Source organism: Brevibacterium sp. CBA3109 (assembly GCF_040256645.1).
In the GTDB taxonomy this organism is placed as follows: domain Bacteria; phylum Actinomycetota; class Actinomycetes; order Actinomycetales; family Brevibacteriaceae; genus Brevibacterium; species Brevibacterium koreense.
In genome coordinates, this window is sequence record NZ_CP158281.1 from 3,107,611 (window position 1) to 3,134,029 (window position 26,419).

A 26,419-nucleotide genomic window follows, 5' to 3' on the forward strand; every position below is an offset into this window, starting at 1 on the left:
CGCGATGTACGACATCACTGCAGTCGGAGCGGAACTGGGTCTGCCGGACCCGGAGGATCGATTCCTCGACCGGGAACTCAGCTGGCTGGCGTTCAACGAGCGTGTCCTCGATCTTGCCTCCGACCCTGATATGCCGCTGTTGGAAAGAGTCCGATTCCTCTCCATCTTCGCGACCAACCTCGACGAGTTCTTCATGGTCCGCGTCGCCGGCCTCAAACGCCGCATCAACACCGGCCTGGCCGTGCCCAGCGTCACCGGCCGGATGCCGTTGCAGGTCATGCACGCGATCGGCGTCCGCGCCCACGAACTCATGACCCGCCATGCCGCCTTGCTCAAGGACGACATCGGCCCCCGCCTCGATGCGGAGTCGATCACGAAGGTCCAGGTGGACGAGCTCACCGAGGATGAACGCGCCCGAGTCGACGAATTCTTCGCCGGCCACGTCTTCCCCGTCCTCACCCCTCTCGCTGTGGACCCGGCACACCCGTTCCCCTACATCTCTGGGCTCTCGCTCAACCTCGGCGTGCTGCTGCGCTATCCGGAAACCGGCAAGCAGCTCTTCGCCCGGGTCAAGGTGCCGCCGCGCCTGCCTCGCTTCTTCAACGTCGCTGCTGAGTCGGACCGCCCCGTTGGCCGCGATGTTCCCGCCCGCTTCGTCGCGCTCGAAGACATCATTGCCGAACACCTCGACACTCTCTTCGAGGGCATGGAGATCATCCACCACTCGACCTTCCGTGTGACCCGCAATGAGGACGTCGAGGTCGAGGAGGATGATGCGGAGAACCTTCTCAAGGCCCTGGAGAAGGAACTCCTGCGACGTCGCTTCGGCCCCGCTGTCCGGTTGGAGATCACGGAGAACATCCACCCGCGCGTGCGCGAGATGCTCATGGACGAACTCGGCATCGATGAGAACGAGATCTACCAGCTGCCCACCCCGCTCGACCTCTCCGGCTTGTCCGACATCGCCGACGTCCCCCGCGATGACCTGCACTTCCGCAAGATGGTCCCGCAGATGAACAAGGACCTCTCGCTGCGCGAATCCAGCGACCAGGTCGATGTCTTCGCGGCCGTGAGCAACCGCGACATTCTCCTCCACCATCCCTACGACTCGTTCTCCACAAGCGTGCAGGCCTTCCTCGAACAGGCGGCAGCGGACAAGAACGTGCTCGCCATCAAGCAGACGCTCTACCGCACCTCCGGCGACTCCCCGATCATCGACGCCCTCGTCGATGCCGCGCAGGCAGGCATTCAGGTGCTGGCTGTGGTCGAGATCAAGGCCCGCTTCGACGAAGAGGCCAACATCACGTGGGCGCGCAAACTCGAACGCGCCGGCGTCCACGTCGTCTACGGAATCGTCGGCCTCAAGACCCACGCGAAGCTCTCCCTCGTCGTCCGCCAGGAAGCCGAGGGGCTGGCCCGCTACTGCCACGTCGGCACCGGCAACTACCACCCGAAGACCGCTCGCGGATACGAGGACTTCGGGCTGCTGACCAAGGACAAGAACGTTGCCGACGACCTCACGAAGCTATTCAACCAGCTCTCCGGGTACGCTCCGCGAGCCGAGTACTCACGCCTGCTCGTGGCCCCCACTCGGGTCCGTTCGGGGCTGACCGAACTCATCAACAAAGAGATCGCCATCGCCGAGGCCGGTGGTGCCGGCATGATCCGGATCAAGGTCAACTCCATCGTCGACGAGGCGATCATCGATGCCCTCTACATGGCGTCACGGGCCGGAGTCCAGATCGAGGTCTTCGTCCGCGGCATCTGCGCACTGCGGCCGGGCATCCCCGGAGTGAGTGAGAACATCACTGTCCGCTCCGTGCTCGGCCGCTTCCTCGAACACTCGCGGGCGTTCGTCTTCGGCCACGGCGGCGATCCTCTCGTCTACATCGGCTCAGCGGACATGATGCACCGCAACCTCGACCGTCGCGTCGAAACCCTCGTCGAGCTCATCGCCGACAATCACAAAGCAGAGGTCATCGAACTCTTCGACCTCGCCTTCGCCGACACCACCTCGGCGTTCGTGCTCGCCAGCGACGGCAAGTGGACGCGCAGCACCTCCGACGACGAGGGCAACCGTCTCACCGAGTACCAGACGGAGCTCATCCGCCGACATCGCGAACGACGACAGATCGGGGACGAGGCGTGAGTGCGAAATCGGTCGGTTCCGCGCAGGCATCCTCGCGAGTCACCGCCGATGTCCTCGCCGCCGGCGCCCTGTGCTGGCGCAAGGGCGATGACGGTCTCGAAGTCGCACTCATCCACCGCCCCCGCTACAACGACTGGTCCTGGCCCAAGGGCAAGGTGGAATCCGGCGAGACCCTTCCGGAGACCGCGATTCGCGAGGTCAAGGAGGAGACGGGACTCGACATCACCCTCGGCATCCCCCTGCCCGCAGCGGAATACATGGTCGGCGGAAAGAACCTCAAAAAGGTCTTCTACTGGTCAGCACAGGTCAAGGGCGAACATACCTTCGCACCGATGAACCGACGCGAGGTCGACAAGGTGAAGTGGTTTCCCGTCGGTGAGGCGCGAACGAAGCTGACATCCTACGCCGATCGCGACCAGCTCGATGCGCTGGAGAAGTTCGACTCAACCGATGCCCTGCGGGCCTGGCCACTCATTCTCGTCCGCCATGGGAAGGCATTCCCCCGAGCGAAGTGGCATGAGACGGAGCATGTGCGCCCACTGCTGGCCCTGGGGACCCGCCAGGCCATGGCACTGACCGGACTGCTCTCAGCGTGGGGGACGAAGAAGCTGATCTCGAGCCCCTGGAAGCGGTGCATGGCCACGCTCGCTCCGCTGTCCGCAGCGACAGGCAAATCGATCCGGAGGGCCTCGTGCCTGAGCGAGAAGGCGAGCACCGCGGACCCGGACAAGACCTCTCGCTTCATCGAGAAGCTGTTGGAGAAGGGCAAGCCGGTCATCTACTGCACCCACCGGCCCGTCCTGCCGCTGATCCTTGAGATCTATGCGAAGCATGCTCCGAAGCGCATCGCGGAGAAGCTGCCGCGCGAGGACCCTTACCTCAAACCCGGTGAGGTCCTCGTCGCCTATGTGCGTCCGGGTGCGGTGCCCCGCATCGTCGAATTCGAACGGTTCCGCCCGATCGACACCTGATTTCGAGGTAATCGCGGGTCACCGCGTCACCACCAGCGATGCGTTCGACGAAGACCGACATGTCGCTGCGACGTACATTGCCGCGTCGTGCCGAGAAGGACCCTCTGATGGATTCGTCTCGCCCTGTGGTCGAGCACTCACCTGGACCTCAAGCCTTCAGAGTTCATTCACCTCCCGTTCACTGGCCGACTCCCAGGGCTTTACACACGATCCTTAACGTGGGACACGAAAGATCGAGCAATCTCGAACAGCGTTCTCATACTCGAAAGGCATCTTCGTGAAGCTGAAGCACCTGGCACCATCCGCTGCAATCCTCGCAGCCGGCGCACTCACCCTGTCGGCCTGCGGCGGAACCTCTGCCACCGGAGAAGAAGCAAGCAGCGGTGGCGACAGCGACCTGCAGGGCACCCTCACCGGCATCGGCGCCTCGTCGCAGAAGGCGGCGATGGACGCATGGACCGCCGATTTCGCCGCTGAGAACTCCGGGGTGACCGTCAACTACTCCCCCGATGGTTCAGGTGCGGGCCGTGAACAGTTCCTGGCCGGCAACGCTCAGTTCGCCGGGTCCGACGCACACCTCGACGACGACGAAGCCAAGCAGGGCGAAGAAGTCTGCGGCGCCGAAGGTGCCTACGAGTTCCCCGTCTACATCTCCCCGATCGCAGTGGCGTTCAACCTCGAGGGTGTCGACGAGCTCAATCTCTCCCCCTCGACGATCGCCAAGATCTTCAAGGGCGACATCAGCAACTGGAATGACAAGGCGATCAAGGCCGACAACCCGGACGCCGACCTGCCTGATACGAAGATCACCGCCGTTCACCGTGCCGATGACTCCGGCACCACGGAGAACTTCGCCGAGTACCTCAAGGCCACGGCCGAGAAGGACTGGGACGCTGAAGTCAGCGGAGACTTCCCCAAGGACTTCGGTGGCGAAGCCGCACAAGGCACCGACGGTGTCGTCCAGACCGTCTCCGACACTGATGGAGCCATCGGCTACGCCGACGCCTCCGCCGTCGGATCGCTGGGCACGGCCAAAGTGAAGGTCGGCGAAGAATACGTCGAGCTCTCCGCCGATGCCGCCGCCAAGGTCGTCGACGCCTCGGACAAGGTCGAGGGCCGAGGCGAAGGCGACCTCGCCTTCGACCTGGCTCGCGATACCACCGAATCCGGCGCCTACCCGATCGTCCTCGTCTCCTACCACGTCGTCTGCTCGTCCTACAAGGACCAGGAGACCGTGGACATGGTCAAGGCCTGGGAGAAGTTCGTCGTCTCCGAGGAAGGACAGAAGTCGGCAGCGGATTCTGCCGGCTCAGCACCACTGTCTGATGACCTGCGTTCGCAGATCGAGACCGTCATCGATTCGATCAAGGTTGCAGGCTGATTCTTGGCCACTGACCGGCAGAGTTGATATGTCGAAGAGCGGCGCAGCGACCCTGCGCCGCTCTTCGGCGCCTAAGGATCCGTCCACCGGATCCACCGCAAGTTTCATGAGGAGCACTTGTGCCGACCAGCACACAGACCACGGTGTCCGGCCCCGCCGGAACACCTGAACCGGACTCACATCCCGAGACCGGCACGGGCCAGAGGCCCAAAGCCGTCGTTCGTCCCGGTGACCGAATCTTCTCGGCCGTGACGCTCATCGCCGGTATCCTGATCCTGCTCATCCTGGCGGGTGTCGCCCTGTTCCTTCTGGCACAGTCCAAGGACACCATCGAAGCCCAGGTCAACGATCCGAGTTCGATCACCGGCGGCAACGGATTCTTCTCCTACGTCTGGCCGCTGGTCATCGGCACACTGATCTCCTCCGCCATCGCCCTGCTCGTGGCCACCCCGTTCGCGCTGGGCATCGCACTGTTCACCACGCACATGGCACCACGGAAGCTGGCACCGGTCCTCGGATACGTCATCGACCTGCTCGCCGCGATACCTTCCGTCGTCTACGGCCTGTGGGGAATCGCCCTGGCCGGCAACCTCACCGCGTTCTACCTGTGGCTGTCGAAGTGGTTCGGCTGGATTCCGATCTTCGCACCCGATGCCAACGGCGCTGTATCGAACACCGGCCGCACACTGCTGACCGCTTCCCTCGTGCTCTCCATCATGATCCTGCCGATCATCACCTCCCTGACCCGGGAGATCTTCCTGCAGACCCCCCGTCTGCAGGAAGAAGCTGCTCTGGCTCTCGGCGCCACGCGCTGGGAGATGATCCGCATGTCGGTGCTGCCGTTCGGAAAGTCCGGCATCGCCTCGGCGACCATGCTCGGCCTCGGCCGTGCACTCGGCGAAACCATGGCCGTGGCCATGATCCTCTCCCCCGGTCTGCTCACCGCATCCCTGGTGGTCAGCGGCAACCAGACCATCGCCTCCGAGATCGCGCAGAACTTCCCCGAAGCCGCCGGGCTGCGCCTGTCCGAGCTGATCACGGTCGGCCTCGTCCTCTTCGTCATCACCTTGCTGGTGAACATGGGAGCACGTGCAATTGTTGCCAAGACCTCGGTGAAGGGCGGTTGAGAATGTTGACCACTACGAACAATCCGACGATCACGCCTCGCACCTTCACCTCGAAGCAGCTGCCCAAGGCCACACCCTGGGTGGTTGCCCTCGCCTCGATCATCGTCGCGATCATCATCAGCTTCATCGCCTTCGCCGGATTCAACACCCCTGTCGTCGCGGTCCTCGCCGGACTCATCAACGTGGTGGCCGTGTTCGCGCTCTCCACGTCCTACGAGGGCCGCCGCAAGGCCACCGACCGGGTGGCCACCACCATCGTCACCTCATCGTTCATCCTCGCCTGCGTGCCCCTCATCTCGCTGCTCTGGCTGACCGTCTCTAAGGGCGGAGCAGCCATCAACGGCGACCTCCTCTCCCGCACGATGCTCGGCATGAAGGGCGTCCTCGATCAGCAGTACGTCGCCGGCGAGGCAACATTGGCCGGCGGCTTCTACCACGCGATCGTCGGCACCGTGCTGATCACGCTGGCCGCGTGCATCATCTCGATCCCCATCGGTGTGCTGACCGCGATCTACCTCGTCGAATACGCGGGCAAGAACAGACTGGGCAAGGCCATCACCTTCCTCGTCGACGTGATGACCGGCATCCCCTCGATCGTCGCCGGGCTCTTCGCCTTCGCCCTGTTCTCCACCATTGCGAACGTCATCATGCCGGATGCGGCAGGCATCGCGAAGACCGGCTTCACCGCCGCCGTGGCACTGTCCGTGCTCATGATTCCGATCGTCGTGCGCAACACGGAGGAGATCCTGCGGCTTGTGCCGATGGACCTGCGAGAAGCGTCCTACGCCCTGGGCGTGCCGAAGTGGAAGACGATCGTCAAGATCGTTCTGCCCACCTCGGTGTCGGGCATCCTCTCCGGCATCACCATTGCGATCGCCCGCGTCATCGGCGAGACCGCACCGATCATGGTCACCGCCGGATTCGCCAAGACACTCAACTGGAACCTGTTCTCCGGCTGGATGTCGACGCTGCCGACCTACATCTACGACTCGCAGCTGCGCCCGGTCTCCCCCGGCGACGCGGCCCTGGCCAGCTCGGAGCGAGCCTGGGCAGCCGCCCTCGTTCTCGTCACGCTGGTCATGGTCCTCAACCTCCTGGCCCGCATCATCGCGAAGGTGCTGGCACCGAAGACAGGGCGCTGATGAGTCGCTGACGGGTGGGCGCTGTCACGCTCACTCAGCGGCCCGGGACACTCAAGCACACGACAGACTCACGCACAACTTGCTCCAGACGTTCCCAACGATAAGGAAACACATTGTCCAAGCAGATCGACATCAAAGATCTCGACATCTTCTACGGCGACTTCCGCGCCGTCGACGGTGTGCAGATGCAGATCAAACCCCGCTCGGTCACGGCTCTCATCGGCCCCTCAGGCTGCGGCAAGTCAACCGTGCTGCGCACGCTCAACCGGATGCACGAAGTGATTCCCGGCGCCAGGGTCTCCGGCCAGGTCCTCATGGACGGCAACGACATCTACGCGGCGGGCGTCGACCCGGTCAATGTGCGCCGTGAGGTCGGCATGGTCTTCCAGCGCGCGAACCCGTTCCCCACGATGAGCATCAAGGAGAACGTGCTGGCAGGTGTGCGTCTCAACAGCCGCCGCATGTCGAAGTCAGAGGCCGATGACCTCACCGAGCGTGCGCTGCGCGGGGCCAACCTCTGGAACGAGGTCAAGGACCGACTCAGCCTGCCCGGCTCGGGACTCTCCGGCGGTCAGCAGCAGCGCCTGTGCATCGCCCGCGCGATCGCCGTCGAGCCCGAGGTCCTGCTCATGGACGAACCATGCTCCGCCCTGGATCCGATCTCCACCCTGGCCATCGAGGACCTCATCAACGACCTCAAGGACCAGTACACGGTCGTCATCGTGACCCACAACATGCAGCAGGCTGCTCGCGTGTCCGACAAGACCGCGTTCTTCAACATCGCGGGCACCGGCAAGCCGGGCAAGCTCATCGAGTTCAACGAGACCTCGACGATCTTCTCCAACCCGGAGAAGGAAGAGACCGAGAACTACATCTCCGGCCGCTTCGGCTGATCTGCCGCGCCCGGCCTCCTTCCTCGTCGGATTCGCCTGAACACGCTCTGGGAGTTGCCTCCGTGGTCGCTCGAACAGTCTTCCCAGCAACACATCGGCGATATATCGTTTTATATCGTCAGAGCGTTTCATTCACACCTGGAGGTCATCATGAACGAGCCATTCACTCACGGAGGTTCTTCTCGCCGCGGCGGCGACTGGGGCGGTTCCAACATCTGGGAGGCGATGGAGCAGCTGCGTTCGTCTTTCTCCCCGAAACAGCCCTTCCGCATGAACCGCGGGGACGTCCGCGCCGGAATCCTCACACTGTTGGCCGAGGCACCGATGCACGGCTACCAGATCATTCAGGAGATCGAAGAACGCAGCGGCGGCAGCTGGAAGCCCAGTCCGGGGTCGGTCTACCCGACGCTGCAGCTGCTCACGGATGAGGGGCTCATCAGCGCGGAGTCCTCGAGCGGGCGCAAAACCTATTCACTCACCGTGGCTGGACGCGAGCAGGTCGAATCTGATCCGGAGTCCAACGCCCCATGGGAATCGGCCAGCCGAAGGGAAGCTCCCCGGGCGGCGAACCTGGCCAAGGCCGGCATCGAGCTGGCGCAGGCTGCCTCACAGGTCGGTCGTTCAGGCAGCAAGGAACAGATCGCCGAGGCGGTCACCGTGTTGGAAGAGACCAAGCGCAAGCTGTATTCGATCCTCGCTCAGGACTGAGCGATGGCGGCGGGAATCGATCGGGGCGCCCCGACACAGGACCTCGCCACGGCGAGTCCTACTACTCAGAATCGCCCCGATCAGCGGCGAATGCTGAGGGCCCGCTCCGGTAAGATCCTCCGCTTCGCCGCTGCCCAGATGGTCGTGGCCTGGTGGTTCGAGCTGACGCTGCCGCGGATCGGCCTCGGCCGGTTCGCGGCACGTCGACGGGTGGAGCGCTGGCGGTCGACTGCCCAGCGATTCCGCGTCCTGGCGGTGGAGCTAGGCGGACTGATGATCAAGATCGGTCAGTTCCTCTCGTCCCGCATGGATGTTCTCCCGCCTGAGGTCACGAAGGAACTGGAGGGACTGCAGGACGAGGTCTCGCCTGTCCCTTTCGAACCGATCCGCACCCTCGCCGAGGGGCAGCTGGGCATGCGCCTCACCGATACCTTCACCTCCTTCGACCCCCGACCGCTGGCCGCAGCATCCTTGGGTCAGGCTCATTCAGCCACACTGACTCCGGCTGCGGCTGCAGAGCTGGGATTCGCCGAGGTTGTCGTCAAGGTCCAACGTCCGGGCATCGCCGATATCGTCGCAGTGGATCTGCGTGCCCTGCGCCGGATCGCCGGGTGGCTCTCACGGGTCCGGTTCGTCTCCCGTCGCGTCGACATGCCGGCTCTGGTCGAAGAGTTCGCCCACGTCAGCCTCGAGGAGATCGACTATCTCCACGAAGCTGCGAATGCTGAGACCTTCGCCGTGGATTCGCCTGCCTCGGTGCAGGCTCCGCGCATCGTCTGGGAGCAGACCACACCACAGGTGCTGACCATGGAAGACGTCACCGCGATCAAGGCCAATGACGTCACTGCTCTGCGCCGAGCCGGAATCGATCCCCGTGAGGTCGCTGCCGCCTTCGCCCACACCATGTTCGATCAGCTTTTCCGCAGCGGCTTCTTCCACGCCGATCCCCACCCCGGCAATATCTTCGTGACCCCGGACCACCCGGTCGCCACCTCGGCGGGGGTGGGATCGGACACTGCCGCGGCCACCTCGACGGGGGCCGACTGGCATCTGACCTTCGTCGATTTCGGGATGATGGGGCAGGTGCCCAAGGACCTGCGCGCCGGCCTACGGGAACTCATCATCGCCGTGGCCACCCGTGATTCCCGCCGCCTCGTCGCCAGTGTCGAACTCATCGGAGTGCTGCTGGACGGCGCCGACACTGCCGAGCTCGAACGCACCCTCACCGAGCTCTTCGCACGGTTCGGCGGAATGGGGTTCGCGCAGCTGCGCGAGGTCGGTGAGAAGGAGCTGCGGGCCTTCTCCACGGATTTCGAATCGGTAGTCCGCGATCTGCCCGTGCAGCTTCCCGAGAACCTCTTCCTCATCATCCGCTCACTCTCAATGGTGTCGGGTCTGTGCAGTTCGCTGGATCCGACGTTCAACATCTGGGAGGTCGTCGAGCCCTACGCGGGCGAACTGATCGAGGATGAGAAGGGAGGGGCCGCCGGCACTGCGGCGAAGGAAGTACTCCACTTCGCGCGCCTGACTCTTGGCCTGCCGGGACGCCTCGACTCTCTGGTGCAGAGGATCGAGGACGGCGAACTCTCGGTGTCCACACCCTCGCTGGACCGCCGGGTCACTGGCCTCGAGCTGCTGGCCCGCGGGGTGATCTCGGCCGTGCTGTTCACCGGTTTCGTCATCGGCGGAGCTGTACTGCTGCCGGTGACGGATCTGGGCGGTGCGCTGCTGCTTATCGCCTCGGCCCCGGCGCTCATACACAGCCTGTCCACCCTGCTGCGGCACAGGAGCCTCAGCCGCAGGCACCGACTCTCGGCTGGTCGGATCTCGAGCGACTGAAGCCGTGGCAGCGGCGAGGCGGGACCGGTGAAGCGGAAGATGTGTTGGTGAGGTGGGACGGGGGGAGAAAATCTGAGCGCCCACCCATCCGAATCGAGTCGGGCTCCGAACAAGGTCATGTACACCAAGAATCGTCGAAAGGTTTGTCATGACCACTCATACCGCACCTCTATCCACCCGCACCGCACGCACCAGTGTTCAGCTCGTATCGGGCATTTTCGGCGCCGTGTTCCTTCTGGTGGGCATCCTGGGGTTCGTCCCGGGCATCACACAGGACCTGGACACGATCATGTTCGCCGGCCAGCACTCGGAGGCGGTCCTGCTGGGGATCTTCCAGGTCTCGGTCCTCCACAACATCGTCCACCTGCTGTTCGGAATCATCGGGCTCCTGGGTCTGCGATCACGGGGACTTGCGAGGGCCTTCCTGATCGTCGGCGGCATCGTCTATGCGGTGCTGTGGATCTACGGCCTCGTCGTTCCGATGGAATCAATGGGCAACTTCGTACCGCTCAACACCGCCGACAACTGGTTGCACTTCGTTCTCGCAGTGGCCATGGTCACGACCGGCATCGTCTTTGGACGCAAGTCTTACGCCGCCGCGAAGCGGTGAAGCTGAGCCATACTTCCCCTCAGCCACCGAACAGTCGGACCACCAGGCCGATCATGATCGCCAATACCGCCGCCGCGGGGATGGTCAGCACCCAGACCCCGGCGATGGGAAGGATGAAACGGGCACGGGCTCGACCCTTGCGGCCGGCGTACTGAGTACCCAGGATCGCTGATCCGAGAATGAAGGTCAGCGACACAGGGACCCGCATGATGAGTGCCGCCGTGTACATGAGCACCGTGGCCGTGGCATCCGCTGTCGCGGACTTCAGAGGGTCCAGGCCGGCCATGCGGACCGACAGTGTGCGGACAACCCGCCATCCGCTCAGGCCGGTGCCGATCGCCAGCGCTGCGGCGATGAGCAACCGTACCGGCCAGGAGATCTCGACGACAGAGAGCTGGGTGTACGGGTTGGCCTCCACCGCGAGGAGGCCAACCATGACCAGTGCCGCGATCTTCTGTGCATCCTGAACGCCGTGGACCAGTGACAGCGAGGCGGTGAGCACCGAGTCGACCATGCGCGCACCGCGGAAGAGCGGTTTGGGAGGCGAAGCAGCAAAGGTCTTCGACAGCAGAGCCGTCAGCCCCCATGAGAGGACGAACCCGAGGATCGGCGAGATCAGGAGCGGCAGGATCACCGAGTCGAGTGCCTCGGCGGAGTTGACCGAGAAGCCCAGCACGACGCCGGCACCCAGGAGACCGCCGATGAGGCAGTGCGTGGAGGACACCGGCAACGCGAGGTAGTACGTGAACAGGCTCCACGCCGTTGCGGCGACGAAGGCGATGATCAGAGAGGTGAGAATGACCTCGGGGTCTCCCTCGAAGTGGACGATCTGATTGGCCACAACAGAGGCGATCCCCTCACCCAGAAGCGCTCCGATGAAGTTGAAGACCACGGCCAGGCCCAGCGCCCACCGCGCATTGATGGAACGTCCGACGACAGCGTTGCCAACCGTCAGCGCAGCATCATGGAAACCGTTCGAACCGGCGAAGATCACCGCGGTCACGATGACTCCCGCCAAGAGCAGCTCCACGGACTACGACTCCTTGATCGCGATGGCGGCGACGACCTTACCGAGCTCGGTGAACCCATACGCGGCACGAACGAAGGCCTGCCCCAACTGAGAGACCGCGGTCATGTATGTCAGACCGCGCTTCGAGTTCGGCACGGCGTCAGACATCCGCCACTGCAGGGCCTCCACCTGATAGGTGAGCCGGTTGATCGCGTCGACGTAGTCCCACTGATCGAGCTTGCCCGGCAGCCGAGTGATCATCCGGGAGGTGTGGTCCGTCTGGTTGGACAGTGCGGCAAGAGTTTCAAGGACGCCGGAGGGCAGCTCATCGAACGCCTCCGAGGCGAGGACGAATCCCGCACCGTGGAGAAGGTGGCAGATATCGCGCATGTGATGACCGAGCAGGTAGAGGTCATTGCGGTCAAAGGGTGTGATGTAGTTCTCGCGCAGCGCACGAAGCACGGCTCCCATGTCTTCATCGGCTTGATCGCCGATCTCACGGAGGCGGTCCGAAACCTGCCGACGTTCACTGACTTCGATGCCGGAGAGTTCGGCAAGCACCAAATTGCATTGCCTCATCTGTCCGACCAGGTCGGACAGCCGTTCGTAGAAGACAGTGTCCTGCGGTACTCGCTTGAGCCGCACGCGTTCCTCCTGCCCGGGGCCCGGTCGAGCCGGACGAATGTGCATGTTGCTTCAATTGTATGTGCCGGACGCTGAACCGAGAGCGCCTCTCGGCGGTAGGCCGCTCGAAGCGGCTGAAATTGGAGCCCGGGGCTTCAGATCCAGCGTCCGGTGGCCACGAGGGCCACACACAACGATACTCGCTCACGCTCATGAGTCCACCGCCGAGGCGGGCGAACGAGAGTTGAAAATCTCACAGTCGACATATGTGGTCAGCCTCCCCGCCCGGAGGACGAGTCCTCGGATCAGCCAGGCGGCGGATCGGTCAGTCCAGTCCACCGTGACGGTGGGCGATGGCAGCATCCTTGAGGTCCTTCGCGAACTGGCGCAGCCGAGTGGCAGTCTCGGAGCGGTCGGTGCCTTCGGCGCACATGCCGATGAACGCTGCAGCTCGCAAGAGGGCGATGACGACGTCCCCGCGGAAGGCGCCAGCCAAGATCTCATCGATGGCACGGGCCACCTCATCGGGACCTGCGGGAAGCTCGACTCCGGCCAGGATGTCGTCGAGCCCGAGGCCGTCAGTCATCCTGGCCTGCCCGGCGGAGAACATGTCGGCGAGCTCGCGCGGAGCGGTGAGGATCCATTCGCGCAGCGCATAGAGACGCCAGAGCGCTCCTGGCGCGGACACGGCAGGCGCCGCAGACCACATTTCGGCAATGACCTCGAGACCGATGTCGTCGGCCAACTCTACGAACCGCTTTGTCGCAGCCTCATCACGCTGTCCGCTCGAGTCTCCGAGCAGCAGCGCTGCGGTCGCGTGAGAGGTCTCTGACCTGGTCACCGGGTCACTCGTGTCGCTGACGGAATCGAGATCGGCCAGAGGTATCGGGCGGTGGAAGCGTGGCTGTGTCATCGTCAGAGCAGTCTAGTCCCCCACTCTGGGTGAGCATCCAGCCCGGACGGGAATTCGTCTCCCGGTCAGGATTCATTCGTACGACTCACAATGGCCACTACTAAACTGGCGACAAATCCGTGCCAGCGACCAGCAGGCGACGAGCGCAGTCAACGAAGAGGAATTCCCGTGGCGAAATCATCAGTGGCGAAGAAGGGTCTGGACAAGGCAGCGAAATTCGCTGTCAATGAAGACGGATCCCTCAATCCCCGCGCCCAGTCGATGCTGTCGAAGCTTCTGTCGGTCCAGCGCCCAGTGGCTCTTGCCTATGTGCGCAGCCTGCGTCGCAGGAATCCCGATGCGACTCCGGAAGAGCTGATCAAGATCATTCGTCGGCACTACCTCACGCTGACCACCTCGGGTGGCGCGGCGGTCGGTGCCACCGCCGCGGTTCCCGGACTCGGCACGACCGCCGCACTGGGTGTGGCCACCGCTGAGACCGCTGGATTTCTCGAAGGAACCGCCCTGTACGCCCAGGCGGTCTCCGAGATCCATGGTCTTCCGGTTCAGGACGCCAATCGCGCGAATGCCCTGGTGCTGGGGCTCATGCTCGGCAAGGACGGGAAGAACCTCGTCCAGCGCTTCAACAAGCAGTCCGGTGGCACAGAGTCGATGTTCAGCAACTGGGGCGCAACCGTGACCAAGCAGCTGCCCGCCCCCGTCGTCGACCTGCTGGTGCGGAAGCTGCGGAAGACGTTCATCCGCAAATTCGCCGCACGAGCCGGCGGCTCACTGATCGGCCGTTTGCTGCCCTTCGGCATCGGCGCGGTCATCGGCAGTGTGGTCAACGCTCAGATGTCTCGGAAGGTGACCAGAGAAGCGGAAGAAGCCTTCGGTGCCGCACCCACGATCTTCCCGCTTGAGACTGATCCGGAGTTCGTCGCCCCGAAGAAGGATCGCAGACTGCTGGCAGGGCTGAAGAACGTCGCCGCGCTTCGCGGCAAGATCAAAAAGCACAAGGCAATCGAATCAGATGTCATCGACGAGGCGGCCGAAGAAGACTCGTCGAACGCGGGATCTTCGATGAACAATCGCTCAGGAGATGACCGTCCCGAACTGGAGGGATGATCACACCATGGGCTCCACTGCTGTTGCCGACAACGCAGCGGGCTCATGTCGACTTCCGATCTGCCGCTGGCTGGTTTGAGTATTCGGGTCCCTTACCTCTAATATTATTGAGTCTCCAACAACACCGATGTGACGTATGTTCGCGCGGCCGAGTTGGGGCGGGGCCTCTAGCTCAGTTGGTAGAGCAACGGACTTTTAATCCGTGGGTCGTGGGTTCGATCCCCACGGGGCCCACCCAAACGACAGAACCCCTCCGAACCGGTGTCAGCACCGCGATCGGAGGGGTTCTTCGCTGTTGTTGCAGGTTATGGGACTGTCACTGCTCGAGGCGGCCGCCGAGAGCCTGTTCAACGGGGATGCTCCCGTCCTGCCACGGAGTGATGACCCAAGCGACGAGATAGGCACCGAGGCCCAGAACCGGAAGCAGGAACGAAGCGAGAACCAGCAGACGAATCAGCCACACATTCAGCCCCGTCGACCTGGCCAGACTTCCCGCGATGCCGCCTAGAACCCTGTCGGGGCCACGACGGAAACCGGTATTGCGGATGGCATCAAATAGTTTTCTCATACCTTCAACAGTACGCAGGTTCTGCCGTCTGCACAGGGGTGCTGACCATCGAACCGGGCTGAGGGAAACCGTAATGGCAACTGTGGGACCGAACTGGAAGAGCTGGGCCGCCTCGGCGACTTATGAGACGAAATTCTCATTGCCTGAGATCACGATCACAGATTTTGGGCGCGGCATCGAGGAGTCCCTTGTGAAGTGGTTGAAGTAGACCGTCCTCACGCTCGTCGTCATATTCGTGGTTTTCTACCTGTTCACCCGGCCAGAGGATTCAGCCGATGCAGTCCGGAACGCGTTTGCTGCGGTGGGCAACGGCGAATCCGGGGCTGAGCCTCAGACCCGCTCCGCTTGCCGACGTGCGAAGTCCGGAGCGTGCTCGGCAGTGACACCCATTCCGAGGATGCGCGCCGGAACCACGGTCAGCGCAGGGAACGTCGTCAGCAGCCAGAGGATCGGCGCAGGCGGGCGGATGGCTCCGCCGTTGTGGACGACCGGTTCGATCATCGCGTGGATGCCGCCCTGCAGCAGTTCAACGGCCTTCGTCGTCAGCATTCGTCTGCGCTGCACACGTCTGAGCTCGCGGGTGGAGACATTCCCCGCGCGCAGGGCTTCGGCCAGCAGACGGGCCGTGGCCACACCATCCTGGACCGCCAGGTTGACGCCGACTCCGCCCAGCGGGCTCATGGCATGGGCAGAGTCGCCGATGCACAGAAGCCCGTCGACGAACCAGCGTCTGGCTTCGTTGCGCCGAACGTCGAGGAGCTTCACGTCATCGAATCGGAGCGTTGCAACGTCGTCTGCCAGCGCGGGGAATGTCTCTGCGACCGCGCGGCGAAGAGACTCGATCCCCTGCTCACGAAACCGTGCGTCCTCGCCCTTCGGGATGAGGCGGGCCATCTGGACATGCCCGTCGCGCGGAATCGCGACGAAGACATTGCCGCCCTTGGCTCGGGGCGCGATAGTGTCGGCCAGCTGCGCCGTGGTGTCGATCCGGAACCACCACAGGTCGATCGTCGAGCGCAGTTCCCGCATCGACAGCGCCGCCTCGTCCCGCGCCTTCGACCAGCGCCCATCGGCAGCCACGACGAGTGGCGCACGCAGCTCGGCCTCACCCTCGGGAGTCTGTGCGCGCACACCGATCACCCGGTCGTCGTCCCAGATCAAGGAGGTCATCTCGACTCCCATGCGCAGATCGAAGCCGGCTTCGTCTTCCCCTGCCTTGGCCAGCAGATTGAGGAAGTCCCATTGCGGAGCGATCGTCATGAACGGATGCGCCGTGTGCAGCCTGGACAGGTCGCCGAGGATGTAGTCGCGACCGTCTTCGCCGATGAGGCTGATGTTGGTCACCCTGCGGTGGGTGATCCGTGCGAATTCGTTGTAGAGTCCGAGCTCGTCGAGGAGTCGCAGTGTTGAGGGGTGGATGGTGTCACCACGGAAATCTCTGAAGAAGTCAGTGTGCTTCTCCAACACCACGACGTTGACGCCTCCGCGTGCCAGGAGGAGCCCGGCAACGATTCCGGCGGGACCGCCGCCGGAGATGATGCAGTCGTATTCGTCTTTGAACTGATCGTGCGCGGTGTCTGTCATGACACCCTCCTCCGCATTGGTGGCACAGGACCGATTTTAGTCCACGAACGAACCGAAAGACATCAGTCGGCGCGCAGTAGGTGCTCGCCCCCACCTGCTGTAGCCTCTGGCGTATGTCTGTTGTGATTCGACCTCACGGCATCGACGATGTCGAGGCAGTGGCGAAGGTCCATGTCGAAACCTGGCGCGAGACCTACCGCGGGCTCATGCCCGATGAACTGCTCGATTCTCCCGATATGGTGGAAAATCGCAGGCGGATGTGGACGTCACTCCTCACCCCAGAGAATCGGCGAGACTACTCCTCCGCGGTCGCAGATCAGGACGGTACCGTCGTCGGCATCGCTCTGTCGGGCCCCTCTCCGGGCGACGAACGAGGCAACGACCGCCACCTGTTCGTCCTCTACACCTATTCTGCGATCCACGGTTCGGGCGTCGGGCAGCGCCTCCTTGACGCGGTCGTCAACCTCGAAGAGCGAACGTCTCTCTGGGTCGCCGACCCGAACCCGCGAGCCCAGGCCTTCTACCGCAGAAACGGCTTCACCTGCGATGGCGAGATCAAGACAGATGAGCACGACGGGGTGCGTGAGGTCCGGATGGTCCGGGAGCGGCCCGAAGTCTCACTGCATTGATCCGCATCACGACAGAGACTCAGACCCACAGCACAGTGTCCTGAGCGCGGAGCTTCCCTTCAGCGGCCAGACGGCCAAGCGTCGCGGATCCGATCAATGGACCACCGTTAGGCTCCTCGATGATGACGTCGCTGCGCAGACGAGTCGCCTCATCCCGGAATCCGGAGACAAGCGCGTCACCAGCCCGAATCAATCCCCCGGTGAGGGCAATATGGGGAGGCTGATCGAGGTCATCGGCGGGGCCGGTTCCACGGGCTCCGCGGCTCCGGCGCCTTGCCGCAGCGAGAGCACTGCGGGCAGCTTCTGCACCAGCCTCGCGGAGCAGACCTGTGGCAACTGCGTCGCCGGAGCGAGATAGCGCGGCAACCTCGACAGCAAATCCGGCCAGCAGTCCGGCTCGACCGTCGCGAGTGTAGAACTGAGACGGCCACGTGGCCGGAGGACCAAAGGTTCGCGTGGCCGCCTCGAGCAGTGAACGTCCACCCGGGTCGACCCCGTCGTGGGTGCGCAACGCGAGTTCGAGCGACCGCCTGCCCAACCAGGCTCCTCCCCCGCGGTCCCCGAACAGATGCCCCCAGCCGTCGGTTCGGGTCCAATTCGGGGACAAGACGCCACGCTCATCCGGTCCCGAGTGCGCGATCGAAATCGCCCCGGTGCCGAGAACCGTGACCACACCTCCCCGTCCGCCGAGGGCGCCGAGATGGGCGGTCACCGCGTCAATCGCCGCGGCTGCGGGTGCCTTCACTCTGTCCGAGATCTCGGCGAGCACGGGCGCAGGATTCTCGGCAAGCGAAGCGATTCCTGTGGCGCCGATACCGACTCCGGTGAGTTGGCCGAAAGGTTCGGCCCACGTCTCCTCGGCCGCTTCGACAAGGCTGGAGGCGATGGAGAAAACATTGCTTCCGCCCGCACCGACCTCGACACCGGGACCTGTCCGGGTAGCCACGACGGTGAGATCACCGTTCGCGTCGAGTTCCGCCAGCGCGACCCGGCTGCCGGTGCCGCCGATGTCGATGCCGAGAACGAAGACGCTCATGCGTTCTCGGGTCCAGGCACTGCCGCGATCGCGGATCTGACGGAGCCGTCGTTGTCCTCGAGAAGAGTCGCCGCAGTCGCTGGTGTCACCGAGGCGAAGGAGACGACCAGCGCTGTCTTGAGCTCGCCGTCGCAGCGCTCCAACAGGTCTCGCGCTTCGGCATCAGACAGGTCCGCGGCCTCGCAGAGGATGCGCACGGTCCTCTCCCGCAGTTTGTCATTGGTTGCGACGACGGACACCATGAGGTTGCGCCAGGTGCGCCCCAAGGCGATCATCAGTGCCGTCGAGAAGCCGTTGAGGGTCAGCTTCTGTGCCGTGCCGGCCTTGAGACGGGTTGACCCCGTGACAACCTCGGGCCCGGTGTCGAGCACGATATGAGCGGCTGCCGCCTCGGCGACGGGGGCCTGCGGGTTGTTCGAGATGAGCACGGTGTGCGCGCCCGCCTCACCGGCAGCCTCAAGCGCACCGCGGACGTAGGGCGTCGAGCCGCTGGCTGCGATTCCGATCGCCACATCGTCTGGCCCGAGCTCTCCTCCGACCCTGCGACCGTCGTCGGCGGAGTCTTCGGCGTTCTCGACTGCGTTGACCAGTGCCGCCTGACCTCCGGCGATGTGCCCGACCACACGCCCCGGTTCGAGGTTGAAGGTCGGTAGGAGTTCGCTGGCGTCGAGAACACCCAAGCGACCGGAGGTACCGGCTCCGAAGTAGTGGACAGTGCCGCCTCGGCGCATCCGCTTCGCCGCGATGTCGACGAGTTCCGCCAGCTGCGGCAGGACGTTCGCGACTGCGGTGAGGACGGCTTGGTCCTCACCGTTCATCACCTTCAGGACGCCGAGGGTGTCGAGCTCGTCGAGTCCGGCGCTGCGGGGGTTGCGCTGCTCGGTCGGGGACAACGGTCGCGGGGACTCAGCCATCAACGGTTGCTGCCTTCCATCTCGGCGACTGTGGCCCGGTTCGCAGCCTTCGGGTGGCGCAGGGACAGGAGCCCGCCGACGCAGACCATGACGATGACGCCGAGCAGCGGGTACCACTGCCAGGCGACCCAGACCTCACCGGTGACGTACTTCTCCATGATGAAGAAGAAGGCGTTGACCGCCACCGCCAGGCCGAAGGTGATGTTCGCATCGACCGCGGTGGCACGCTTGTTGATGATGCCGAACACGAACGCGCCGAGGAGTCCGCCGTAGGTGATGCCTGCGACGCCCAACGCGAGGATGACGATGTTGCCTTCATCGGATTGGAAGATCGTGGCCGGGAGGATGAAGGCGATGCCCCACCCGATGGTCGCCCACCGTCCGACCTTGAAGCCCTCAGCGTCGGTCATCGGGGTCTTCTTCAACCGTGCGTAGACATCGTTGACCGTCGACGACGACAGTGCGGACAGCGACGAGGACAGGGTCGACATGGCCGCCGCGAGGATGCCAGCCAGGAGCAGTCCCGAGATGCCGGGAGGCAGGCCTTCGATGATGAAGTGCGGGAAGATCTCGTCATCGCGGCTCAGTCCCAGGTCGGCCGGCAGAGCGTGGTCGTAGTAGGCCCACAGCGCCAATCCCACCGCGAGGAAGATCGCGAACTGCACGAAGACGACGAGGCCCGAGACGATGAGTGCCTTCTGGGCCTCGATCTTGGACCGGCAGGACAAGAGGCGCTGGACGATGAGCTGGTCCGAGCCGTGCGAGGCCATGGCGAAGACCGCGCCGCCCAGCAGCGAAGGAATGAACGAGGAATCTGCCGAGATCGGATTGCCCTCGAAGACGAACATGTTGAGCTTGCCCGCCTCGACCGCATCGGCCACCCATCCGCCACCGAAGGTCGCGGTGATGACGATGATGGTCAGGAGGCCGCCGACGACGTAGAGGCACATCTGGGCCACGTCGACCCAGACGACGGCCTTGATGCCGCCGATGAAAGTGTAGGCGATCGTGACCAGGGAGAGGACGACGATGATGACGAAGTAGTTCGTGTGGATGCCCAGCCCGTCGAGGATCACCTTGACGGGAATGGCTGCGGCGAGGACCCGGATGCCGTCGGCCAGCAGGCGGGTGAACAAGAAGGTCACACCCGCGGTCGTCTGGGTCGAGGCACCGAAGCGTTTGCCAAGGTAGGCATACGCGGTGAGCATTTCACCGTCGTAGTATCGGGGCAGCATGAAGAAGGCGACAACCACCCGGCCGAGGATGTAGCCCAGACCCAGCTGCAGGTAGGAGATATCGCCGAGGTAGCTCATGACCGGGATCCCGATCACCGTCAGGGCGCTGGTCTCCGTGGCGACCACGGACAGGCACACCGCCCACCAGGGCAGGCTCCGACCGCCGAGGAAGTAGTCCGTGAGGTTCTTCTGCTTTCCGCTGAGTTTGAGCCCCAACCACGCCGTGGCGACGAGGTAGACGATGATCACCAGAAAGTCGATGATCTGCATGGTGTTTCTCCTTCATCAAAGGGATGTCAGTTGCTTCGAGAGCTGTGCGTCGGTGCAGGATTCTCGTCAGGCCAGGATGTTCAGAAACGTGGGTCTTCGGTGCAGCGGTTCCGGCAGCTGCAGGGGGTTTTCGCCTGGACTCAGCCGCCCAGCGATGCTCGGATGGGCGGCACCGGTGAGGCCCGGTTGCGTTCCAGCCAGCCCGTTCCAGGTCAGCCATCCGAGCAGGGCCATCAGGAGTGCTTCCTTGCTGCCCTCTGGCAGGCCGAATTCCTCATCGGTGCTGGTCAGAGTGACATCGTCGCCGAGTTCGGTATGCAGACGATGCATCAGCGTCGGATTCCGTGTTCCCCCACCAGAGGCGATGACCCGGGTGACACCGTGGGTCCGGCAGGCATCGGCGACCGTGCGTGCGCTCAGCTGAGTGACCGTGGCGATGGCATCATACTCGCCGAGGTGGCTCCGAGTCCCGAGGAAACGGTCGAGGTAGTCCGCGTGGAAGAGTTCCTTGCCCGTCGACTTCGGTGCCGGCTGCTGGTAGTACGGATCGGCCAACAACGCACTGAGCAGCTCCTCGTCGACCTGGCCCAGTGCGGCCAGCTTGCCGTCGCGGTCGAAGCCCTCTTCTCCCGCAGTGTTCCTGCGGGCGAGGACGTCGATGAGCGCATTGGCTGGACCGGTGTCGAAGGCGATAGGACCGCGATCGGGCGCGAGGACCGTGACGTTGGCGATGCCGCCGAGGTTGAGCACCGCAGTCGGTGTTTCGACCTCGCCGATGAGGAGCTCGTCGAGGATCCCGACGAGTGGGGCGCCCTGGCCACCGGCCGCAACGTCGCGGGCGCGGACGTCGGAGAGCACTGGAGCTCCGGTCGCCTCGGCGATCCAGGCGGGTTGGCCGATCTGCAGGGTGGAGGTGACGAGGCCCTCGGTGATGTCGTGGCGCACCGTCTGACCATGGGAGACGACGAGATCGCAGTCGACTCCGACCTCGGCGCACAGCTGCTGCACAGCCTCGGCGCTGAACCGACCCAGACGGGCATCGACGCTGGAGACCAGGGACAGGGGGACGTCGCCGGGTTCGAGGAGACGCAGGATGTCGAGGCGCAGCTGGTGATCGAATTCGACCTCCTGGCTGGCGAGGATGCGTACGCTCAGTTCGCCTGCGGCGTCCTGGCGCTGATTCCCGTCTCCCTGTCCGTCGTTGCCGTCGTGGCCGGCAAGGGCGAAATCGGCGAGGACGACGTCGAGGGCGTCGGCGGAGGTGCCTGTCATGAGTCCGGCGATGATCATGCGTGGTCTCCTTCGGTCTGGTCGGGCAAGGTGAGTTCGGTGCGGATCTTGTAGCGGTCGCCGCGGTAGACGGAACGAACGAATTCGAAGGGCACTCCGTGTGCCCCGCTCGAGGTGCGTTCGAAGAGCAGAGCCGGTGACTGTTCGGGAACTCCGAGCACCTTCGCCTCGTCCGTATCGAGGAGGGTCGGTTCGATCGTCTGCACGCTGTGGTTGAGCACGATATCGAAGCGCGAGCGCAGAAGCTCATAGAATGAACTGTTCTCCAGGTCTTCGGCGCACAGTCCCGGAACAAGGGCAGATGGAATATGCAGCTCTTCGAGCGCGAGTGGTTCTTCGTCGGCCAGCCGCAGACGCAGAATCGCGATGACCTCAGCGTTCTCGTCGACGTGCAGTCTGCGCCCGATGTGGGCTCCGGCTCTCGTCACATCGAAGGAGACCACACGAGATCCGGGGCGCATGCCGCGGGCGAGCATGTCTTGAGTGAAGGAACTCGCGGCCAGGGGTTGGTCGAGTTTGGGTCCGAGGGCGAAGACACCGGCACCATGGCGGCGTCGGACCGCTCCCTTGGCGACCAGTTCGTCGATGGCGCGGCGCAGGGTCATCCGTGAGATGCCCAGCGCCTCGGCGAGCTGGCGTTCGGGTGGGAACTGCTCGCCGGCGCCCATTGACTCAAGGCGGTCGAGAAGCTGATCCCGAATCGAGTGGAATTTCGTCACGTGACTATTGAGTCATAGAACACACTAGAAAATCAAGACCACTGGTCTACTTCGCGGCTTGAGAGATGGTGCGCTGCGTCGTTCGCGACTCGGCATCCTCGTTGCCTGCAATTAAGCTGAGGTCAGCACCCGAGCCATCTCCCGCCGCAGGAGGCACCGTGTACCAAGCAGCCGAAGACCGCTACGAGAAGATGCGCTATCGTCCAGTCAGCCGATCCGGGCTCGTGCTCCCTGCACTGTCCTTGGGACTGTGGCATAACTTCGGCGACGACATCGCCTTCCAGAATCAGCGCGACATCGTGCGTCGGGCCTTCGACTTAGGCGTCACCCACTTCGATCTGGCGAACAACTACGGCCCGCCTCCAGGGTCGGCCGAGACGAACTTCGGGCGCCTGCTGCGCGAGGACCTCGGGCCCTACCGGGACGAACTCATCATCTCGACCAAGGCCGGCTGGGCGATGCACCCCGGCCCCTACGGCGGTCCGGGCGGCAGCCGCAAATACCTGCTCGCCAGCCTCGACGCCTCACTCAAGCGGCTCGGCCTCGACTATGTTGACATCTTCTACTCCCACCGCCCCGATGCCTCCACTCCTCTGGAAGAGACCATCGCGGCTCTTGACACCGCGGTGCGTTCGGGTCGCGCCCTCTACGCCGGCATCTCCTCATATTCGGCTGCCGACACCGCTCGCGCCTCGGCGCTGGCGAAGGAGCTGGGCACTCCCCTGCTCATCCACCAGCCCTCCTATTCGATGGTCAACCGCTGGATCGAATCCGATGGCCTCCTCGACACGACGGAGTCCGAGGGCTTGGGTGTCATCGCGTTCTCCCCGCTCGCTCAGGGGCTGCTCACCGACAAGTACCTCGGTGCGATCCCCGACGATTCACGCGCAGGCAAGAACACTCCGTCGTTCAAGGACGGGTTTCTCTCCGACGCTAATCTCGAGCGCATTCGCGGCCTCAACGAGATCGCGGCAGCGCGCGGTCAGTCACTGGCCCAGCTGGCGCTGAGCTGGGCGCTGCGCGATGATCGTGTGTCTTCGCTGGTCATCGGGTCCAGCCGAGTCGAACAGCTCGAGCACAATGTTGCGGCCCTCGATGCGCAGCCACTGACTGCCGAAGAGCTGATCGCCATCGATGAGTTCGCGGTCGATTCCGGCGTCGACATCTGGGGAGATGCCCGCCGCAGCACGAAGGACTGAGAGCGCCTTGCCCTGTTCTGCCAGGGTTCGCATGTGCCACCGTGATACCGTGAGCGCCGACCACACAGCCCCATGCAGGAGCCCTCGATGAGCGACAAGCGCCTTCCCGATGACGAGGCCCGGCGCGGGGACTCCGAAATCAGCGACTCCGATCACGGACATTCTGCCGGCATGTCCGGCGAGGCGACCAACAGATCGACCAGCGAGGCAGACGCGGCTCCCAGGGAGAACCCCTGGGCTGCGCTCAAGCCATGGCAGGGGAAGGCCGCGGGTCTTGACAAGCTGCTGCTCTTCATCATCATCGGAGTACCGCTCGTCTACCTGGCGCTCATGCCGCTGCGTCCCTGGATGCTGGTGAATGCACCAGTTCTGCAGGAGTTCATCAATGGCGCGAAGACCGCAGTCGTTGCGGCCGGTGCCTACGCCAGCGTGGGTGAGATTCCGTTGTGGCTCGTCGTGGTCGCCGGGTTCATCGGAATGGCGAAGTTCGACTGGGCGTTCTGGTTGGCCGGCCGACGGTGGGGTGATGGAGTGCTGCGGCTCTTCGCGCAGAACGAGCGGCAGCTCAAGCGCATCGAGTCACTCAAACGGATCCCGAATTGGGCCCTGTTCCTCATGACCATCGTGTCCCGATGCCCGGGTGTGCCGGGCACCCTCGTCTATCTGGTCGCCGGTTGGACGAGGATGCGACTCTCGCTCTTCCTCATCGCCGACCTCCTCGGCTGCCTGATCTTCACCCTCATCTGGACGACGTTGGGATATCAGCTCGGTGAGACCGCCGTCGATGTGCTCAAGGTCGTCGACAAATACGCCCTGTGGCTGACGCTGGCGATCATTGTCGGCATCTTCGTCCTCACCTACATCAGGGAGTACCGGAAGCAGAAGCGCGCAGAGTGAGCCCCGCCTGAAGCGCCGGTGAACTCAGGCTCCGAAGTGGTCGAACTCAGGCACCGATGGCCTCAGGCTGTGAGCGTGGGCAGTAAGGCACAGGGATCTATCACCGTGCAACTGATGGCACCGCCCGAATGACAACTGCGATTATTGCCATTGCTTTCACCCGCAACCCTGCTAACTTGCGGTTAACGGACTGTGTCGCAGTCCGGTTCTGGCGATTGAGCTCGCGCAATCGAGTGAACTGCAGGATTACGCGCTCGATGCAGCTCTCTGCGTCGCCAGGCTGAGCACTCCTGGCCACATGATCTGACCTAACAGACCTGACGGCCCCACATTGAAAAGGATGGCTGATCATGACAAGCAACTACGAGATTTACGAACTCGGTGACTTCGAACTCCAATCTGGGATGACGGTTGAGTCTGCGAAGTTGGCATACGAAACATTCGGAGAGCTCAACGCTGAGAAGAGCAACGCGATCGTCTACCCCACCTGGTATTCAGGATTCATTGCTGACAACTTCTGGCTGGTCGGTGAGGGCATGGGCCTGGACCCGAAGAAGTATTTCATCATCATCCCGGCTTTGTTCGGTAACGGTGAATCTTCTTCCCCCAGCAACACACCGAAGCCACGCAATGGCTCTCGATTCCCTGACTGCACGTTCTATGACAACGTCAGGGCGCAGCACCAGCTCGTGACTGAACACTTCGGCATCGAACATCTGCGACTCGTGTTGGGTTGGTCCATGGGCGCCGGCCAAACATATCAGTGGGGCGTGCAGTACCCGGACATGATGGACGGACTCATCCCATTCTGTGGGTCGCCCAAGACGTCCCCGAACAACATCGTATTCCTGAACTCGCTAGAAGCTGCGCTCACCGCCGACGCGGCTTGGCATAACGGATGGTACGACCAGCAGCCCGACGTGGGCCTTCGCGCATTCGCCCGTGTGTACTCGGGCTGGGGTCTATCCGCACAATTCTACTGGGACGAGGCGTGGCGCCAGCTCGGGTATGCGACCCTCGACGACTTTCTGGTGGGCTTCTGGGAGGGGCATTTTCTCCAGCGCGACGCCAACAATCTGCTGACAATGTTATGGACGTGGAAGCATGGGGACGTCGGCAACACGACCGGCTTCGGCGGCGACACCAACAAGGCACTCGGCGCCATCAAGGTGCCACTGATCCAGATGCCGGCCCACGAGGACCGGTACTTCGCCCCGGAAGAGGAAAAGCGTGCGGGTGAGTTCATCAAGGGCAGTGAGTTCAGAGAGATACCTGGAGTCTGGGGCCACTTCGCCGGCATCGGCGCGAATCCCACCGACACCGAATTCATCGATCGCGCGGTCAAGGAAATCTTGGGAGGCTCAGAGTAGGTTGTTTCGTCACATGGGCATCGGTCAGTCCTTCGCGCATTCAGACCCCGCAGACCCCGCGCGCGTGGCTTGACAGGCCGTACTAGGGCAACAGCTCTCATCGGGTCGTAGCCAGAAGTGTCTTCAAACGACTCAACACGGCGACCCAGATCTGGGGTCTACCAGCGCTTAGGTCGCCGACCCGTATGGCGGGCCGGCAATCCAAACCCTGGTAGAGGCTGTAAACACCGCAATC

General features: G+C 63.6%; 25 protein-coding genes, 1 tRNA gene and 1 pseudogene. 16 read left to right on the top strand and 11 right to left on the bottom strand.

Annotation, left to right across the window (positions count from 1 at the left end):
• Window positions 1–4 precede the first annotated feature (4 nt).
• The 9 genes from AAFP32_RS14255 (at window position 5) to AAFP32_RS14295 (ending at window position 10,820) form a co-directional block, all read left to right on the top strand.
• The gene (locus AAFP32_RS14255; protein WP_350269681.1) at window positions 5–2,149 is read left to right on the top strand and encodes an RNA degradosome polyphosphate kinase; all 2,145 of its coding nucleotides are present in this window, start codon (window positions 5–7) and stop codon (window positions 2,147–2,149) included.
• A complete protein-coding gene (locus AAFP32_RS14260; RefSeq protein ID WP_350269682.1) occupies window positions 2,146–3,120 on the top strand; it encodes an NUDIX hydrolase in 975 nt (324 codons plus the stop codon). The genes AAFP32_RS14255 and AAFP32_RS14260 overlap by 4 nt, the downstream gene beginning before the upstream one ends.
• Before the next feature lie 277 nt (window positions 3,121–3,397).
• A complete protein-coding gene (gene pstS / locus AAFP32_RS14265) occupies window positions 3,398–4,501 on the top strand; it encodes a phosphate ABC transporter substrate-binding protein PstS (RefSeq protein ID WP_350269683.1) in 1,104 nt (367 codons plus the stop codon).
• Between the two features lie 236 nt (window positions 4,502–4,737).
• Window positions 4,738–5,628 (top strand): phosphate ABC transporter permease subunit PstC, encoded by an 891-nt coding sequence (gene pstC / locus AAFP32_RS14270; protein WP_350271505.1) that lies wholly within the window; start codon window positions 4,738–4,740, stop codon window positions 5,626–5,628.
• A 2-nt stretch (window positions 5,629–5,630) separates the two neighbouring features.
• Window positions 5,631–6,770, top strand: coding sequence for a phosphate ABC transporter permease PstA (gene pstA, locus AAFP32_RS14275; RefSeq protein ID WP_350269684.1), 1,140 nt, complete (start codon window positions 5,631–5,633; stop codon window positions 6,768–6,770).
• A 113-nt stretch (window positions 6,771–6,883) separates the two neighbouring features.
• Complete coding sequence (gene pstB / locus AAFP32_RS14280; protein WP_350269685.1) at window positions 6,884–7,663, top strand: phosphate ABC transporter ATP-binding protein PstB; 780 nt, start codon at window positions 6,884–6,886, stop codon at window positions 7,661–7,663.
• Between the two features lie 150 nt (window positions 7,664–7,813).
• Window positions 7,814–8,371, top strand: a complete 558-nt coding sequence (locus AAFP32_RS14285) for a PadR family transcriptional regulator (protein ID WP_350269686.1) — start codon at window positions 7,814–7,816, stop codon at window positions 8,369–8,371.
• Window positions 8,372–8,461: 90 nt separating this feature from the next.
• The gene (locus tag AAFP32_RS14290; RefSeq protein WP_350271506.1) at window positions 8,462–10,210 is read left to right on the top strand and encodes an ABC1 kinase family protein; all 1,749 of its coding nucleotides are present in this window, start codon (window positions 8,462–8,464) and stop codon (window positions 10,208–10,210) included.
• A gap of 148 nt (window positions 10,211–10,358) precedes the next feature.
• The gene (locus AAFP32_RS14295; protein WP_350269687.1) at window positions 10,359–10,820 is read left to right on the top strand and encodes a DUF4383 domain-containing protein; all 462 of its coding nucleotides are present in this window, start codon (window positions 10,359–10,361) and stop codon (window positions 10,818–10,820) included.
• 19 nt (window positions 10,821–10,839) lie between these two features.
• On the opposite strand, the gene AAFP32_RS14300 is transcribed toward AAFP32_RS14295, so the two are convergent.
• From AAFP32_RS14300 to AAFP32_RS14310, 3 genes are all read right to left on the bottom strand, one after another.
• The gene (locus AAFP32_RS14300) at window positions 10,840–11,850 is read right to left on the bottom strand and encodes an inorganic phosphate transporter (protein WP_350269688.1); all 1,011 of its coding nucleotides are present in this window, start codon (window positions 11,848–11,850) and stop codon (window positions 10,840–10,842) included.
• Window positions 11,851–11,853: 3 nt separating this feature from the next.
• Entirely contained in the window at window positions 11,854–12,519 is a 666-nt protein-coding gene (locus AAFP32_RS14305; RefSeq protein ID WP_233430482.1) for a DUF47 domain-containing protein, read from the bottom strand.
• 259 nt (window positions 12,520–12,778) lie between these two features.
• Complete coding sequence (locus AAFP32_RS14310) at window positions 12,779–13,366, bottom strand: hypothetical protein (RefSeq protein WP_350269689.1); 588 nt, start codon at window positions 13,364–13,366, stop codon at window positions 12,779–12,781.
• A gap of 168 nt (window positions 13,367–13,534) precedes the next feature.
• Here AAFP32_RS14310 and AAFP32_RS14315 point away from each other — a divergent pair, with 168 nt between their 5' ends.
• On the top strand, window positions 13,535–14,473 hold the full coding sequence (locus AAFP32_RS14315; protein ID WP_350269690.1) for a hypothetical protein: 939 nt from the start codon (window positions 13,535–13,537) through the stop codon (window positions 14,471–14,473).
• 161 nt (window positions 14,474–14,634) lie between these two features.
• Window positions 14,635–14,707: transfer RNA gene (locus AAFP32_RS14320), tRNA-Lys, on the top strand.
• Between the two features lie 82 nt (window positions 14,708–14,789).
• On the opposite strand, the gene AAFP32_RS14325 is transcribed toward AAFP32_RS14320, so the two are convergent.
• Window positions 14,790–15,041: a PspC domain-containing protein gene (locus AAFP32_RS14325; protein WP_350269691.1), complete on the bottom strand. Its 252-nt coding sequence runs from the start codon at window positions 15,039–15,041 to the stop codon at window positions 14,790–14,792.
• A 73-nt stretch (window positions 15,042–15,114) separates the two neighbouring features.
• On the opposite strand from AAFP32_RS14325, the gene AAFP32_RS14330 reads away from it, so the two are divergent.
• Window positions 15,115–15,249, top strand: a complete 135-nt coding sequence (locus AAFP32_RS14330) for a hypothetical protein (protein ID WP_350269692.1) — start codon at window positions 15,115–15,117, stop codon at window positions 15,247–15,249.
• A 122-nt stretch (window positions 15,250–15,371) separates the two neighbouring features.
• Here the strand turns inward: AAFP32_RS14330 and AAFP32_RS14335 are convergent, their stop codons facing one another.
• Window positions 15,372–16,625 (bottom strand): FAD-dependent oxidoreductase, encoded by a 1,254-nt coding sequence (locus AAFP32_RS14335; RefSeq protein WP_350269693.1) that lies wholly within the window; start codon window positions 16,623–16,625, stop codon window positions 15,372–15,374.
• A 113-nt stretch (window positions 16,626–16,738) separates the two neighbouring features.
• Between AAFP32_RS14335 and AAFP32_RS14340 the strand changes: the two genes are divergently transcribed.
• Entirely contained in the window at window positions 16,739–17,254 is a 516-nt protein-coding gene (locus AAFP32_RS14340) for a GNAT family N-acetyltransferase (RefSeq protein WP_350269694.1), read from the top strand.
• Between the two features lie 19 nt (window positions 17,255–17,273).
• On the opposite strand, the gene AAFP32_RS14345 is transcribed toward AAFP32_RS14340, so the two are convergent.
• The 5 genes from AAFP32_RS14345 to AAFP32_RS14365 form a co-directional block, all read right to left on the bottom strand.
• Window positions 17,274–18,290, bottom strand: a complete 1,017-nt coding sequence (locus tag AAFP32_RS14345; protein WP_350269695.1) for a BadF/BadG/BcrA/BcrD ATPase family protein — start codon at window positions 18,288–18,290, stop codon at window positions 17,274–17,276.
• Complete coding sequence (gene murQ / locus AAFP32_RS14350) at window positions 18,287–19,204, bottom strand: N-acetylmuramic acid 6-phosphate etherase (protein ID WP_350269696.1); 918 nt, start codon at window positions 19,202–19,204, stop codon at window positions 18,287–18,289. The genes AAFP32_RS14345 and murQ overlap by 4 nt, the downstream gene beginning before the upstream one ends.
• On the bottom strand, window positions 19,204–20,709 hold the full coding sequence (locus AAFP32_RS14355; protein ID WP_350269697.1) for a sodium:solute symporter: 1,506 nt from the start codon (window positions 20,707–20,709) through the stop codon (window positions 19,204–19,206). The genes murQ and AAFP32_RS14355 overlap by 1 nt, the downstream gene beginning before the upstream one ends.
• A gap of 66 nt (window positions 20,710–20,775) precedes the next feature.
• Complete coding sequence (locus AAFP32_RS14360; RefSeq protein ID WP_350269698.1) at window positions 20,776–21,999, bottom strand: anhydro-N-acetylmuramic acid kinase; 1,224 nt, start codon at window positions 21,997–21,999, stop codon at window positions 20,776–20,778.
• Entirely contained in the window at window positions 21,996–22,718 is a 723-nt protein-coding gene (locus AAFP32_RS14365) for a GntR family transcriptional regulator (protein ID WP_350269699.1), read from the bottom strand. Before AAFP32_RS14365 ends, AAFP32_RS14360 begins: the two co-directional genes overlap by 4 nt.
• Before the next feature lie 158 nt (window positions 22,719–22,876).
• On the opposite strand from AAFP32_RS14365, the gene mgrA reads away from it, so the two are divergent.
• Window positions 22,877–23,917 carry an L-glyceraldehyde 3-phosphate reductase gene (gene mgrA / locus AAFP32_RS14370; RefSeq protein ID WP_350269700.1) on the top strand — a complete coding sequence of 347 codons (1,041 nt, stop codon included), beginning with the start codon at window positions 22,877–22,879 and terminating at the stop codon, window positions 23,915–23,917.
• Window positions 23,918–24,004: 87 nt separating this feature from the next.
• Window positions 24,005–24,814, top strand: a complete 810-nt coding sequence (locus tag AAFP32_RS14375) for a DedA family protein (protein WP_350269701.1) — start codon at window positions 24,005–24,007, stop codon at window positions 24,812–24,814.
• Between the two features lie 62 nt (window positions 24,815–24,876).
• On the opposite strand, the pseudogene AAFP32_RS14380 reads toward AAFP32_RS14375, so the two are convergent.
• Window positions 24,877–24,942: pseudogene (locus AAFP32_RS14380) on the bottom strand (hypothetical protein); the annotation flags it as partial.
• Between the two features lie 222 nt (window positions 24,943–25,164).
• On the opposite strand from AAFP32_RS14380, the gene AAFP32_RS14385 reads away from it, so the two are divergent.
• Window positions 25,165–26,184, top strand: a complete 1,020-nt coding sequence (locus AAFP32_RS14385) for an alpha/beta fold hydrolase (protein ID WP_350269702.1) — start codon at window positions 25,165–25,167, stop codon at window positions 26,182–26,184.
• Window positions 26,185–26,419: the final 235 nt, after the last annotated feature.